11 protein-coding genes and 1 pseudogene are annotated in these 14794 nt (G+C 65.5%); 9 read left to right on the forward strand and 3 right to left on the reverse strand.

What is annotated here, in order from left to right; genetic code table 11:
- Window positions 1-532 precede the first annotated feature (532 nt).
- The 7 genes from BM397_RS29540 to BM397_RS20700 all read left to right on the forward strand — a co-directional run bounded on the left by BM397_RS29540 (window position 533) and on the right by BM397_RS20700 (window position 7353).
- Window positions 533-1174, forward strand: coding sequence for a DUF58 domain-containing protein (locus BM397_RS29540; protein WP_092428043.1), 642 nt, complete (start codon window positions 533-535; stop codon window positions 1172-1174).
- Between the two features lie 160 nt (window positions 1175-1334).
- Complete coding sequence (gene gfa / locus BM397_RS20675; RefSeq protein WP_092428045.1) at window positions 1335-1964, forward strand: S-(hydroxymethyl)glutathione synthase; 630 nt, start codon at window positions 1335-1337, stop codon at window positions 1962-1964.
- Between the two features lie 124 nt (window positions 1965-2088).
- Window positions 2089-2814 (forward strand): LuxR C-terminal-related transcriptional regulator, encoded by a 726-nt coding sequence (locus tag BM397_RS20680; protein ID WP_092428047.1) that lies wholly within the window; start codon window positions 2089-2091, stop codon window positions 2812-2814.
- Between the two features lie 5 nt (window positions 2815-2819).
- Window positions 2820-3977 carry an FIST N-terminal domain-containing protein gene (locus tag BM397_RS20685; RefSeq protein WP_092428049.1) on the forward strand — a complete coding sequence of 386 codons (1158 nt, stop codon included), beginning with the start codon at window positions 2820-2822 and terminating at the stop codon, window positions 3975-3977.
- Complete coding sequence (locus BM397_RS20690) at window positions 3974-6199, forward strand: PAS-domain containing protein (protein WP_092428051.1); 2226 nt, start codon at window positions 3974-3976, stop codon at window positions 6197-6199. Before BM397_RS20685 ends, BM397_RS20690 begins: the two co-directional genes overlap by 4 nt.
- Before the next feature lie 126 nt (window positions 6200-6325).
- The gene (locus BM397_RS20695) at window positions 6326-6997 is read left to right on the forward strand and encodes a hypothetical protein (RefSeq protein ID WP_092428053.1); all 672 of its coding nucleotides are present in this window, start codon (window positions 6326-6328) and stop codon (window positions 6995-6997) included.
- A complete protein-coding gene (locus tag BM397_RS20700; protein WP_092428055.1) occupies window positions 6994-7353 on the forward strand; it encodes a hypothetical protein in 360 nt (119 codons plus the stop codon). Before BM397_RS20695 ends, BM397_RS20700 begins: the two co-directional genes overlap by 4 nt.
- A 107-nt stretch (window positions 7354-7460) precedes the next feature.
- On the opposite strand, the pseudogene BM397_RS29750 reads toward BM397_RS20700, so the two are convergent.
- The 3 genes and pseudogenes from BM397_RS29750 to BM397_RS20715 all read right to left on the reverse strand — a co-directional run.
- Window positions 7461-8273 (reverse strand): annotated as a pseudogene (locus BM397_RS29750) (DDE-type integrase/transposase/recombinase); the annotation flags it as partial.
- Window positions 8201-8650 (reverse strand): helix-turn-helix domain-containing protein, encoded by a 450-nt coding sequence (locus BM397_RS29990; protein WP_092428059.1) that lies wholly within the window; start codon window positions 8648-8650, stop codon window positions 8201-8203. The gene BM397_RS29990 and the pseudogene BM397_RS29750, both read right to left, overlap by 73 nt.
- A 229-nt stretch (window positions 8651-8879) precedes the next feature.
- On the reverse strand, window positions 8880-9578 hold the full coding sequence (locus BM397_RS20715; protein ID WP_143015396.1) for a TetR/AcrR family transcriptional regulator: 699 nt from the start codon (window positions 9576-9578) through the stop codon (window positions 8880-8882).
- A gap of 105 nt (window positions 9579-9683) precedes the next feature.
- Here BM397_RS20715 and BM397_RS20720 point away from each other — a divergent pair, with 105 nt between their 5' ends.
- Both BM397_RS20720 and BM397_RS20725 read left to right on the forward strand, forming a co-directional pair.
- Complete coding sequence (locus tag BM397_RS20720) at window positions 9684-10862, forward strand: efflux RND transporter periplasmic adaptor subunit (RefSeq protein WP_245696157.1); 1179 nt, start codon at window positions 9684-9686, stop codon at window positions 10860-10862.
- The gene (locus BM397_RS20725) at window positions 10859-14008 is read left to right on the forward strand and encodes an efflux RND transporter permease subunit (protein ID WP_092428065.1); all 3150 of its coding nucleotides are present in this window, start codon (window positions 10859-10861) and stop codon (window positions 14006-14008) included. Before BM397_RS20720 ends, BM397_RS20725 begins: the two co-directional genes overlap by 4 nt.
- Window positions 14009-14794 lie beyond the last annotated feature (786 nt).

Here is a 14794-nt window from a genome sequence, read left to right on the forward strand (position 1 = left end):
CGCGTCGCTTGAGCAACAATCGCGGCTCCATGGTCCGAAAGGCGCCGGGGCTGGCGGGCTGTGACCTTCCAGCCTCTTCGGCACCTCACCCGACCATTCGCATCGGTTGTGCGCAACCGGGTGATCCGAGCGTTTTGCCTATGCGATCGCGCCGGTGGGCCTCTTCACGTTGCCCCAGGGTCCTCGGGGAGCTGGCCGAACGCATTTCCAAGGGCCGATGGCGGCCCCGAATCCAGAGTTCGGCCGATCATGCGAGATGGCCTCCCAAGGCGTGGTGAGACTTTCGGCTTCGGCGATTGTTTCGACCGAGGCAAACCCATCCGGAAACTGGAAATGTCAGCCGATAGAATGGAGGCAGGACCTTTTCAGGTGTTGGTGTCTGTGCCTTTCGCAATCCCTCTCTGAGACGGAAGATCTGCGACCTACGGCTGTGTTTCGGCTCTCTTCTCGCACCAGTAGAATGGCGGGACTGACACCTTGACCACAAGAAAGACCGAGAGTTTCCAGACCAGCCATGCCGAAGGAATTTGCAATGAGCCCTTCCATGCACGTGCCCGGCGCCAGTCTGACTGCTTCGGAACTGGGCGTGCTACGCCACACGGCGCAGGAGCATTCCGACGTTTGGGAGGCGCAGGATTGGCCGGGCGCGGTGCTGGTCGCCGATTTCCGTCCCTCCATGCTCAGGGGGCAGCTGCGCGCCTTCCGTTCGGTCGCGGCCGCCGAGGCGCTGGCCCTGATCGGATGGCGCGTGGCGCTCGACGGCGGCTGGGTCGCGCTGCTTGCGCTAGGGGCGAGCGCCCCCGTTGTGGTCCCGGCGACGCGCGGGGAGGCCGGCATGCAAAAGGTGATCGCCGGGCTCGTCGGTGCTCATGAGATGGCTGAGGCGATGGCGCTGGCCGGGCGTTTCGACGATCCGCCGTTGGCGCTCGGGCTGCAGAAGGTCGACGAACTTGCGCTGCCGGGGGCGTTGCTGGTGATCGCCTCTAGCTTCCAGGTGCCGGGACCGGGACTCGCGGCGCGGGTCGAGGCTTTGGCGCGGGCGCATCTGCTGCGGCTGCTGCATGTGACTGATGGCGAAGGCATGGAGACCGGCAAGGGCTGCGGGCTTGTTTCACTGGATGCGAACCTACCACCGGAACAGGCGGCGCCCTTTCTTGGCCGGGCGCTGCGCTGAGCGGTTCCGGCTGTTCGCGCGGCTGGAAATCGCGGCAGGAGCGCCGGCAAAGAGACGCCGAGCCGATACGAATGGTTGCATTGCCACATCCCGAGCGAGGTCTCACCCTTGCTCCATGGTGCCGCAGGGAGGCGGGGCCGCATGGGAGGAGCAAGAGGAAATGGGAATTCTCGACAAGTTGTTCGGCGGGGATGAGAACCCCTCCACGGCACCGCAGTTCAGCCACGTGAAGATTCACCCGCAGGTGGACAATGGCGTCACCCCGGCCCAGCCGGGATTTGCCGGCGGCACGCTCAGGTGCAAATGCGCCAGCGCGCCGGTGGTGGTGAAGGTCGGTGCGCAGACCGCGCATAACCACGTCTGCGGATGCACCAAGTGCTGGAAACCCGATGGTGCGATCTTCAGCCAGGTCGCCGTCGTCGCCCGCGACCAGCTCTCAGTGACCGAGAACGCGGACAAGCTGGAGATCGTGGATGCTTCGGCAGCGATCCAGCGGCACGCGTGCAAGGGCTGCGGGGTGCACATGTACGGTCGCATCGAGAATACCGGCCACCCGTTCCACGGGCTCGATTTCGTGCATACGGAACTGTCGTCCGACGGCGGCTGGTCGCCGGCGGAATTTGCCGCCTTCGTCTCATCGATCATTGAATCGGGGGTCGCTCCGGCGCGCATGGACGATATCCGCGGCCGACTGCGAGAACTCGGCCTTGAACCCTACGATTGCCTGTCGCCGCCTCTGATGGATGCCATCGCGACGCATGTCGCGCAGCAGAGTGGAGCGCTGACATAGCCTGAAAAGGGGCGCGTGCCGGGCGAGGAATGGCTCGCCCGCGCGCGCTGTATTGCCGTTGCGGAACAATACCATTGCGTGAGCGGAAATTCCTGCGTTAACCTTTTCGCGGGAGGAGAGTTCAATGAAAGACCTGCAAGATGCTGCGGCATCGGGCACTATGGGATCTGTCCTGATTGTCGACGACCATCCGCTGTATAGCGATGCGCTCGCTGCGGCGCTGAGGATGGCTTTCCCGGAGTGCCAGTCGGCCAAGGCCCAGTCCCTCGGCGCGGCGCTCGACCTGCTCGCCTCCGGGTGCCGGCCTGACCTCGTAATTTTCGATCTGAAGCTTCCGGATGTCTGCGGCATCTCGGGATTTCAAAGGTTGCGCGAGGCGCTGCCCGATGTTCCGGTGCTGGTGGTCTCGTCACTGACCTCGGCGCAGGTGGTGCAGGCGTTGATGGCCGAGGGAGCTGCGGGCTTCCTGCCCAAGGACGCGCCGGCACCGCTGCTGCGAGAGGCGCTCGAGAGTATTGTCGCAGGGCGCTGCTACGTGCATCCGGGCTATCTCGGCGCGGCGGTTTCCGAGCCGGAGGAGGTGCCCTTCGAGAAGGCGCATCCCAAGCTGGCCGAGCTGACGCCGCAGCAGAAGCGCATCATGAAGCTGATCTGCGCGGGCAAGCCGAACAAGCAGATCGCCTACGAACTGGACTTGGCTGAGGCCACGGTGAAGGCGCATATCACCGCGCTGCTGCGGCGGCTCGGAGTGCAGAACAGGACGCAGGCGGCGGTGCTCGTGGAAAACTCGCAGCCCGCCACGAACATCGGTACCGCTGACGCCGATGTGCAGGCCTTTCTGAGTAGCTGACCCGAATGGCGACAGAGGGCCCGCTGCCCCGTTTCGTCCGCATCGCGGTCTCGCATGAACGCGAGGCCGCCGCAGCTGTCACCGAGGCGCTGGCGATGCTCGACCTCGCCGAAACCTGTTTCATCATGGCCTTCATGCCCGAGGGACTGAAGCTGGACGTGGTGGCCGAGGCGCTGGAGGCGGGCGCGGGCGGCGTACCGGTCTTCGGATGCACCACCGCAGGAACCATCACCCCCGCGGGCTACGAGACCGGAGCACTGCTGCTGCTGGCCTTTCCGCGTGAGCATTTCCGCTGCGCCTCGATGCTGATCTCGCCGCTGAAGCCGCTGTTGATGAAATCGATCGCCGCCGACGTGCAGAACCATGCGGCCCGCTTCCGGCATACCGCGGGCTGGAACCGACTGGCATTCATCCTCGCCGACGGCCTGTCGAAACAGGAGGAGATGCTGGTTGCCACGCTCGAGGCGGCGCTTGGACAGGTCCCGGTCTTCGGTGGCTCGGCAGGCGACAACCTGGCTTTCGACGAGACCTTCGTCCTGCATGAGGGGCGGTTTTGCAGCAATGCGGCTCTTCTACTTCTGGTCGAAACGGACCTCGAGTTCCGCGGGCTCTGCTTTGATCACTTCTTGCCCACGGAGCAGCAGATGGTTGTCACCCATGCCTTGCCCGAGGAGCGGCTGGTCTTCGAGATCAACGGCGCTCCGGCGGCGCTGGAATACGCACGCATCGTCGGCTGCCCGGTCGAGCGGCTGTCACCGCAGGTCTTCGCCGAGAACCCGATGCTGGTTCGGCAGAACATGAACTACCACGTGCGGGCGGTCCATGGCGCGCCGAGCACCCACGCTCTGTCCTTTCTGGGGGCGATCGACGACGGGCTGATCCTGACGCTTGGTCGGGGCAAGGAGATCCTCGAGACGCTGGAGCACGAGTTGGACGTCACCGGCTCACAGGACACGGCTCCGGATTTCGTGCTTGGTTTCGACTGCGTGCTGCGCAAGCTGGAGATCGAGCAGAAGCAGCTCGCCCCGTCGGTGAGCGAGATTTTCCGGCGCCGCCGGGTGGTGGGGTTCAACACCTACGGCGAGCAGCATTGCGGTGTGCACGTGAACCAGACCTTCGTCGGTGTCGCCTTCTTCGAACCGGGGAGGCGCGATTTCGCATGATCGACCCCGAGGAGCCGCTCGAAGTGCAGGTCGCCCGGCAGGCTCGGATCATCGATGCGCTGGTACGCCGTGCCAACCGGCAGCATGAGGTCGGCGGCACCGCCTACGGGGCGTTCCAGTCGGCCATCGCGCTGCAGGCTCAGGTCTGGGCCAAGACCCGCGATCTCGAGCGCACCACGGACGCGCTGCGCCACGCCCGCGACGACTCGGAGCGGATGCGCAAGAACCTTGCCGATGCGCTGGCAGCGCTCGACGGCGGGGTGGCGCTGTTCACCGGTGGCCTGCTCGAGGTCTGCAACGACATCTTCCAGCGGCTGCTTCCGGACATCTCGGAGCGGTTGCGGCCAGGATTGGAGGTCGGGGCATGCCTGGCGGCCATGGCCGAGAGCGACCACCTGGTGACGGTGGAGGGCAGTTTCGACGCTGCGCTGGCGCAGGCTAGGCGAGGCAGGGCAGGAGCGTCGGTGGTCTCGCTGGTGATCGAGCTGACAGGCGACCGCTGGTACCAGATCAACCTGCAGCGCACGAGCGACGAGAACCTCGTGCTGCTGCTCACCGAGATGACCGGCATCGTGCGCCGCAACCGCTCGGAGAAGGAGAGCCTGATCGACCGCCAGGCCGACTACCTTCAGGCGGTCTTCGAAAACATGACCTCGGGGGTCTGCACCTTCTCGCCGGTGGGCGAGGTGATGATGTACAACCAGCAGTTCCGTCAATTGCTGGGGCTGCCTTATACCATCCTGCAGAAAGGCGTCGAGCTGGAGCGGATGCTCGATTACGTCGCCCAGCACGGGCTGATCACCGAGGCTGCCGAGCACGACATCGCCCATTGGCTTGACCGGCTGGAGCGACAGGGGCGGCTGCGGCGGCGGCTGCGGCATGCCTCGGGACGGATGCTCGACCTGCACGCGCACCGGTTGCCCGACGGAGGGGTACTGCTGGAACTGAAGGACGTGACGCTGGAATCCCGCGCCACGGTGATGCTGGAAAACCGGGTGATCGAGCGCACCGCCGAGCTGACCCGTGCCAACGCGCAGCTCCGCCTCCAATTCGAGGAAAAGGCGCGGGTCGAGGAGGAACTGCGTCTGGCCAAGGAGCGGGCCGAGGCGGCGGTTTCGTCCAAGACGCGTTTTCTTGCCGCTGCCAGCCACGACCTGCTGCAGCCGATCAACGCCGCCAAGCTGCTGATCGCCACGCTGCTCGACGCGGTGACGGACACGCGGTTTGCACCGACGGTAGAGCGGCTCGAGGGCTCGTTCACCTCGATCGAGCAATTGCTTCACTCGCTGCTCGATATCTCGCGGCTGGAGAGCACCGACAGCGCGCTCACCGCCTCGGAGCTCTGCCTTGGCACGCTGATGCGCAGCGTCTGGGAGGACCAGACCCCGCTGGCGCAGCGCAAGGGGGTGCGGCTCGAGGTGGTGCCCAGCATGGTCTTCGTGCGATCCGACCCGATCTACCTGCTGCGCTCGATCCAGAACCTCGTGGTCAACGCGCTGCAATACACGCCCGAAGGCGGGCGGGTGCTGGTCGGTTGCCGGCGGCGGGGAGGGCGCGTCGAGCTGCAGGTCTGGGACACCGGCATCGGCATCGGGCGCAAGGACCAGAAGCGCATCTTCGAGGAATTCGCCCGCGCCGACAATGTCCCGCTTGGCTCGGGCATGGGGCTGGGACTGTCGATCGTCGACCGCACCTGCCGCCAGCTCGGTCACCAAGTGCGGGTGCGCTCGAAGCCCGGGTCCGGCTCGGTGTTCAGCATAGAGATGGAGATGGTCGAGGGCCGACTCGCCGAGCCCGAGGAGCGCTGCGAGCGCAGCCCGCCTGCGGCCTACGAAATGGAGCACATCGTCCTGCTGGTCGAGAATGACGTCGACGTGCTCTACGCGTTTTCCCAGAAGCTCGAGCAATGGGGGGCAAGTGTGCTGGCCGCGCGTTCCATCGACGAGGCGCTGGAGCACGTGCGCGACATTGGTATGCCGCCGGACATCATCCTCGCCGACTACCAACTCGACGGCGGCGAGACCGGGGATGTGGCGATCGCGGAGATCCGCCGGGCCTGCAGCGCGCATGTGCCTGCGATCATGATCACCGCCAATCGCGGTGACCGGCTGATGAAGCAGGGCGCGGCGGAGGGGTTCTCGGTTCTGGCCAAACCGGTGCAGCTGGCGCGGCTGCGGTCGCTGATCGAATGGAAGGTGCGCTGGCAAGCGCCGGCAGATTAAGGGGCCAGCTACCGGTTGCCCGGGCGGGGGCGGAAGGCCGGGCCGGCACCGACAAAAGTCGGCAATGACAGACGGGGCAGGGCGCGTAGGCTGCCCATTGGAAGAACTCGCGGGAGGAGACGGAGCATGCGCAAGACATTGGCCCTGATCGCCATGCTGGGCGCGCTGGCGCTGCCGGCAGTGGCGGCGACCACCGAGGCGGAAGAAACCTACGGGCTGCTGTTCCGGCAAGGCACGCTCGACACGGTAAGCCGCGACGCGGTGCTGCGCTACACGCGCGCGGTGCACAACAGCGCCGATCCCGAGGCGGCGGAGCGTGGCAGCGGTGATATCTCACTCTCCTTCGACGCGCAGCCCGAAGCGGTTCTCGCGAACCTGCAGTTCCTGCAGGACGGCAAGCACCGCAACCTTGGCAGCTTTCCGGCCAGCGTCGGCAACCCGATGATCATGTATTTCTACGAGACGGTGATCCGTGACATGGCGGAAACCGCCGGGGGCTCACCGTTCTACATTCGCAACCGGGTGAAGGAATCGCTGGTGCGCCCGGCGCAGATCGAGACCGGCGAGGCGGACTACCAGGGCCGCCGGATCGAGACCAGCACTGTGACCCTGCGCCCCTTCGCCGAGGACCCAAACCGCGCGAGAATGGCAGGGTTCGGCGATCTGGAACTGCGGGTAACCATGTCGGAGGAAGTGCCGGGCTGGTACCTCAGCCTCGTGGCCAAAGCCCCGGATGCCGAGGGCGCGGCCGAGGGCTACCTGTCGGAGCTGCGCTTTGAGCGGGTGGCGGCGCAATGATCCGGGCGGCGGGCTTGGCCCTGGCCCTGGGGCTGGCAACGCCCGGGGCGCTTGCCGCGCAGAGCCTGGCGGAACGGCTCAACGACTACCCGACGGAGGTGCGCGCGGATTACGTCTTTGGCTGCATGGCTTCGAACGGGCAGAGCCGCGAGAGCCTGCGCAAATGCGCCTGCTCGATAGACGAGATCGCCGCCATCCTGCCCTATGACAAATACGTCGAGGCCGAGACCGTGCTGTCGCTGCGGCTGACCGGCGGCGAGCGCATGGCAATCTTCAACAGCTCGGCGATGACCGACGGCATCGTGGCTGAGCTGCGCCGGGCGCAGGCCGAGGCCGAAGTGGTGTGCTTCTTCTGAGCTGGTACGCGGCAGACGGCGAGAGGCAGAAGAACCCGGGATGACATGAGCCCCGCTGAGCCAGGTGAACCGCCCAAAGTTTTCCGGAGGCTGCTTACCGTTAGTTGCGCGGCCACGTATTCAGTTTCCAGAGCGGCGTCGAAGTTCGCCTCCGCCTCGGCTGGCGGTATGTTCCCGATCTGCTCAAGGAGGCGGCGGTTGCTGAACCAGTCGACTCATTCCAGCGCCGAGTATTCGACGGCGCGAAGCTGCGCCATGGGACGCGGCCGTGGATGACCTCCGCTTTGAGCAGGCCGTTGTTGGTTCCGGCCGAGGCATTGTCATAGGTGTCGCCAACGGCCGCGAAGGAACGCCGTCGGTCCGAGTGACGATGGCGGCGACCGAAGGCTCGAAGCCAGCCTCACCCAGCCTCTCGGTGTAGCGAATGGGCAGATATTGCGAGCCGCGATCGCTGTGATGCACCAGCCCCATGGCCTTTGTCGGCCTTCGGTCATGGACCGCCTGCTCCAGTGCACCCAGCACGCACCCTGCTAGGGCTGACGTGCTGGCGCCCCAGCCGACAATCTTGCGGGCATAGGCATCGATGACGAAGGCGACATAGGCGAACCCCTTCCAGATTGCGACGAAGGTGAAATCGTCTTGCATCGGTCTCGGACCGATGGCGCCTCGATGGACGACCCCAACGCATGTCCGGCGCCAGCCCGCGAGACTCGCGGTTCAGCTTGTCCGGCGAGCATGGGACCTTCTTGTCCGGGAACGGAGTACTGTCCGGCGTGCCGCGGAGCGAGGCATTATCCGCCACTGGCCCGAGGACAGTGGCGAGCGCTTTGGATGCCCATGTCCTTCATCAGCCTTGCCTCCGTGCGCCGGGCGACATCGAAGCCTTCCCGGGCGAGTTGCCGCCAGACCTTGCGGTCACCACGGCGGGCGGTGTGGTGCTCGGGCAGGTACCACTCGAACTCCTGCGCCATGCCTTCCTTCGAGTAGAAGAAGCGGTAGATCGTCGCCTGGCAGACCCGGAGCTTCGCACCTTCTGATTTCGTAGCTGCGGATGGCAGATCAGCTTGCGCTGGCGGGCGCGTCGATTGATGGCTTTCTTATGCGCGGCAGCGCCATGGTAGCCTTCATCTCCCGGCGGGCCTTCATCGCTGAACCAGTTCCGCTTGAGCTCGCGGCAAATGGTGGCTTTCGAGCGCTGCAGCACGCGCGCCATCTCCAAGACAGATACCTTCGCAAGCTTCCCGCGTTCGATCTGAACATGTGCCCTGACGCTCAGTTGGGCGTATACTGCTCCCATGGCAGACTCTCTCCATTAGATAACCATCTGTTTCCTAATGGGGGTCGCACTTGAAGGTAGCGCGCACGGCTAAACGCGTACATCTCTCATAAGGATAGTTATGTTAATACGAGGAATTCTCAATTCGGCGCTGGCAGGTGTGCATGCATCCTAGCTGAACTGCAGTTCGTGTACCAAGTCACGCCGGCTGGGTCCCCGTGCTGGGATGGGAACATCGGCGTGCAGCGCGTCAGGGAGCCTGCAGGAACCCCAAGAATTCCCCGACGGCTGGCATGAGCACCGGCGTCGCGGCGTCGCAACCAAGCAACCGGTTGGTCATCCTCTCTTCGAGCCTGAGGCGCTCTCCCAGCATCGCCTCACCGCCGGCCAGATCGCCCGTGGCACAGCGCTGGCGCGCCTGCGCGAAGACCACCCAGCGCATGCGCCACGCGTGCTGCAGCAGATCGACCGTCATGTCGACGTCGATCACGTCGAAAATCCCCTCCCGAACGCCCTCTTCCACGAGCGTGCGCATCAACGGGGTCGCACGCCGACGCGCTTCTTGCTCGAGCTTGAGGAAGATCGCCTCATTGCCCGCCATCATGGCGATCCGGATGACGCCCATGATCTTGTCGGCGTGCTCCAACTCCCAGCGGGTGGTGCCGCCGAGATAGGCCGTGAACCGCGCGGCGGCGCCGCCTTCGCTGCGCTCGTAAACCGCCTGACCGGCAGAATTGCTGGCCTCGGTGAGCCGCAGCAGCACCGCGGCGAGAACGTCGTCCTTCGATGTGAAGTGATGATAAAATCCGCCCTTGGAGATGCCCGCCGCATCGAGCAGCAGCGCCACGGTCACCTCCTCCCACGGGTGGGTGGACAGAAGGTCGGTGGCAACGTCGAGGATCGCGGTGCGGCGATCTTCGGCGGACATTCTGGAACGTTTGGTGTTCACGATTACGTTCTCCGTCAGCTCTGGCCTTGATTACCGACCGACCGTCGGTATGTAAAGCGGCTCAGACGTCATTTCGATCACGCCTTGATGAGCGAGAGTAGCAGCATGACCGAACACCCCGCCGCCGAGGCGACGCCCGAAGCTCTGCGGTTCGAGACCGACCGCGGCTCGTCGCGCCCGTTCTGGATCGCGATTTCCCTGGTCGCCGCCATCATTCTTTGGATGGGCAGCGGTTTCTTCCTGCCCGGCTCCGAGCCCGCGGCGGAAGCCGCCGCCGACGATCCGCTGCCGCCGTCGGTCATGGTCCTGCAGTCCAAGGCCGAGCCGGTCACCCTCAGCTACCGCGCCGAAGGTCAGGCGCTGCCCGACCGCGATACCGACGTCATCGCCGAAACCGCAGGCACGGTGATCGAAATGCCCTTTGCCAAGGGCGACCGGGTGCAGCGCGGCGACGTGCTGGCTCGGCTCAATTCCGCCCGCGCCGAGGCGGCGCTCACCCAAGCCGAAGAGCAGCGGGCCAATGCGCAGCGCGAGTTCGACAACGCCGCGCAGCTGTTCGAACGCGGGGTCGCCACCAACGACCGGCTGTCCGAGGCCCGCGCGGCGCTCGCCGCCGCCGAGGCCGATGTCGCCAGCGCCGAAGAGGCCATCGAAAATCTCGTCGTCGAGGCCCCCTTTGCCGGGCGCATCGAAGGGCTTCCCGCAAGCGAGGGGGAGTATGTGCAGGCCGGGGCCACGATCTCGCGCGTGGTCGACAATGATCCGCTGACCGTCGCCATTCAGGTGCCGCAACAGGCGTTGAGCCGGATCCGCGAGGGGCAGAGCGCTGAAGTGAACTTCATCACCGGCCAGACGCGCGAGGGCCGGGTCAGCTTTGTCGGTGCCGCAGCCGCCTCGGAGACCCGCACCTTCCTGACCGAGATCGAGGTCGAAAATCCCGGCGGCGAGGTGCCCGCCGGTGTGTCGGCGCAGGTGACAATCCCCACCGGCGAGACCACGGCCCATCGCGTCGCCCCGTCGATCATCTCGCTGGACGAGGCCGGGCAGATCGGCCTCAAGACGGTCGAGGACGGGCGCGTCGCCTTCCATCCGATCCAGATCGTGAAGACAGAGATCGACAGCGTCTGGGTCACCGGGCTCGAGGACGACGTCACGATCATCACCGTGGGCCAGGGCTTTGTGCGCGACGGCGAAGAGGTCCGCGCCGAGCCTCAGGAAGGAACCGAACAGGTCTCGGATGCGGCCGCAGGTGTTCCGCTCGAGATCGCGGAGGACAAGCCGTGAACAGCCTGATCGACGCCGCCTTCTCCCGTGGCCGGGCGATGATGATCCTGCTGGGGATGATCCTCGCCTTCGGCGCCGTGGCCTATATCTCGATCCCCAAGGAAGCGAACCCCGAGGTCCCGCTGCCGCTGGTCTATGTCAGCACCACGCTCGACGGCATCAGCCCGTCCGACGCCGAACGCCTGCTGATCGAGCCGATGGAGGCCGAGTTCGGCGCCATCGAAGGGCTCGAGAAAATGTCCGCCGAGGCCACCGAAGGCTTTGCCAGCGTGCAGCTCGAGTTCGCCGCCGGCGGCGATATCGACGAGGCGCTCGACAAGGTGCGCGAGGCTGCCGACACCGTGCAGAGCGACCTGCCCGAAGATGCCACCACGCTCAACGTTACCGAGATCAACACTGCGCTCTTCCCGATCATCACCGCCGTGCTCTCCGGCCCCCTCCCCGAGCGAACCCTCAATGACGTCGCCGAGGCGGTTCAGGACAAGCTCGAGGCGCTGCCCGGCGTGCTGGAAGTGGACATCGGCGGCGCGCGCGAGGAATTTCTCGAGGTGCTGATCGACCCGACCGTCTTCCAGACCTACAACCTCAGTTTCGAGACGCTGACCAGCCAGCTGCAGCGCAACAACCAGCTGATCGCCGCGGGTGCCATCGAGACCGGCGGCGGGCGCATCGTGCTGAAGGTGCCCGGCCTGATCGAAGACCTCGAAGACGTCATGGCCATGCCGGTAAAAGTCGACGGCACCACCGTCGTCACCTTTGGCGATGTCGCCACCGTGCGCCGCACCTTCGAAGATCCCACCGGCTATGCGCGCATCGACGGCCAGCCCTCGCTGGCGCTGGAGGTCACCAAACGCTCGGGCGCCAATATCATCGACACCGTCGCCGCCACCAAAGCGGTCATCGACGAGATGAGCTCCGACTGGCCAGAGAGCCTGCGCGTCACCTACCTGCAGGACCAGTCCGAGCAGGTGAAGACCTTGCTTTCCGACCTCGAGGCCAACGTCATGGCCGCCGTCATGCTGGTGATGATCGTCATCGTATTCGCGCTCGGACTTCGCTCGGCAATCCTCGTCGGCCTGTCCATTCCGGGCGCCTTCCTCGCCGGCGTCGCCATCATCTGGGCGATGGGGTTCACCATGAACATCGTGGTGCTTTTCGCGCTGATCCTCGTTGTGGGCATGCTGGTCGATGGCGCCATTGTCACCGTCGAGCTTGCCGACCGTCGCCTGCAGGAGGGCGACAGCCCCAAGGCCGCCTATGCCCATGCCGCGAAACGCATGGCATGGCCGATCATCGCCTCCACCGCGACCACGCTATCGGTGTTCTTCCCGCTGCTGTTCTGGACCGGGCTGATCGGGCAGTTCATGAAATACCTGCCGATCACCGTGATCCTGACGCTGGGCGCCTCGCTCTTCATGGCGCTGATCTTCATCCCCGTGCTCGGGGGTATGATCGGGCGCAACCAGCCGCAAACCGCCAAGGCAAAGGCCACGCTGCACGCCGCCGAGCGCGGCGATCCGCGCCGCATCCCCGGCTTTACCGGCGCCTACGTGCGGCTCTTGGAGCGCGCGATCCTGCGGCCATGGACCACCGTCGTTCTGGCGCTGGCGCTGCTGCTCGGCGGGTTTGCCCTCTATGGCCAGTTCGGCCGCGGCATCTCGTTCTTTCCCTCGGTCGAGCCGGAATTCATGCAGGTGCAGGTGCGTGCCCGCGACAACCTGTCGATCTACGAGCGTGACGATCTCGTCCGCAAGGTCGAGGACAGGCTCACTGGCACCGAGGGCATAGAGAGCGTCTACGCCCGCTCGACCATGAGCGCGGGTGGCGGCGAGGAAGACGTGATCGGCACTCTGCAGCTCGACCTTGTTGACTGGCAGGCGCGTCGCACCGCCGCCGAGATCGGCGAGGACATCCGTGCCAAGATGGCCGACATCGCCGGCATCGACGTGCAGGTCGAGACCGAAAGCGGCGGCCCGTCCAGCGGCAAGCCGGTGAACCTGCGCGTCTCGGCCGAAGATTTCACCGAGCAGAGCGCGGCGGTCGATAAGGTGCTGGCGGCGATGGAGCGTGTCGGCGGGTTCACCGATGTGACCGACACCCGCCCGCTGCCCGGCGTCGAGGTGGCGATCAACGTCGACCGCGCCGAGGCCGCGCGCTTTGGCGCCGATGTCAGCCTGCTGGGACAGGCGGTGCAATTGCTCACCCAAGGCATCACAGTCACCGACTATCGCCCGCCGGACGCTGACGGCGAGCTCGACGTGCGGGTGCGCTTCCCGAACGACTCGCGCTCGCTGTCGGAACTGACCAACCTGCGTGTGCCCACTTCGGCGGGGCTCGTACCGATCTCCAACTTCGTGACCTTCGAGCCGGTGGAGCGCGTCGGCGTCATCCGCCGCATCGACGAGCAGCGCGTCACCACCATCGAGGCCAATGTCGCGCCGGGGCTGCTGGTCAATGATCAGGTCACCGCCCTGCGCGCCGCGCTTGTAGAGGCCGATCTGCCCGACAGCGCGAGCTATGAGTTCGCGGGCGAGGCCGAGGACCAGCAGGAGTCGATGACCTTCCTGGCGCTCGCCTTCGTCGCCGCCATCGTGCTGATGTTCCTGATCCTCGTCGTTCAGTTCAACAGCTTCTACCAGTCCTTCGTGGTGATGAGCGCCATTGTCTTCTCGATCGGGGGCGTGCTGCTGGGGCTGATCGTCACCGGACGCCCCTTCGGCATCGTCATGGGAGGCGTCGGCGTGATTGCCCTTGCGGGCATCGTTGTGAACAACAACATCGTGCTGATCGACGCCTATAACGACCTCCGCAAAGGCGGGCTCTCGCCGCTCGAGGCTGCGCTGCGTACCGGCGCGCAGCGTCTGCGCCCGGTGGTGCTCACCTCAATCACCACGGCACTGGGGCTGATGCCTATGGTCTTGGGGATGAACATCAATTTCATCTCGCGCGAAATCGTCTTTGGCGCCCCCTCGACGCAATATTGGACCGAGCTTTCGAGCGCGATTGCAGGTGGGCTGGTGATCGCCACCGTGCTCACCCTCGTGGTGACCCCGGCCATGCTGATGTTGCGGGAAAAACGCGAGACAAGAGCAACTCCGGGCAGCCGTCGAGGGGCCATCGAGGGGACCGCGAGCTTACCTCATTGACGACGTGACACGCCTCCTTGGCTTGGTGGCAAAGTCTGATCACCCAAAGCACATCTGACAAATTGCAGATGCACGAGAGAAATCAGGCTAGTCCCTCGAGAAGATCAGTCTTAGGCCATTCGCAGTCGATCCCGAAGGTCCGAACCACCCGCGCCATCTCGGCCTCGCTGAGCCTGATCGATCTCATTCCACGCGTCGATATTGCCCTGCGCGAAGCTTCCTAGAGTTTCTCGGTGCCCTAGACTCCCGCTTCAACTCCCTTGCCCGCGACCACAGGGGCCTGATTGGCTGGGGTCTCGCGCGCGGTCCGCGCACTAGATGAGAAGCGTTTCCTCTCGCGGGTCGCCAGCCCGGACGACCGGCGCAGCGAACGGTTGACACTGCACCCGGCCGGGCAGGAGGTCTTTTGGCATCTGGCACGGGCAGCGCAGAACCACGCGACCGCACTCGAAGAGCGGCTCGGGAAACGCGACGCGGGCAAGCGGCGCGCGCAGCCAAGGGGCTGGGCCAAGCGTGATCCAAGAAACGGCGGCGGACCTATGCCCAAAACCTGCGGCGCGGGACGCCTAGCCCATATTCTCATATCGAATTCTGGCTGCTCGAGCGCCGGGAAGGATGCGCCGCCACGCTGCATCCACAGGATCGCCAACCTTGATCAGCCACGGGCTAGCGGTTTCGAGGCGATATGATTCCGCCCAGAAGTCGCCCCCGGCTCGGCGAGTAGGTGCCGCCGGTGGTGATCCTCGCGGACCGAGAGCCGTCGCGACTGGAAACGCGGGGCCTCGG

It is taken from the genome of Alloyangia pacifica (genome assembly GCF_900116195.1).
Taxonomy (GTDB): Bacteria; Pseudomonadota; Alphaproteobacteria; order Rhodobacterales; family Rhodobacteraceae; genus Salipiger; species Salipiger pacificus.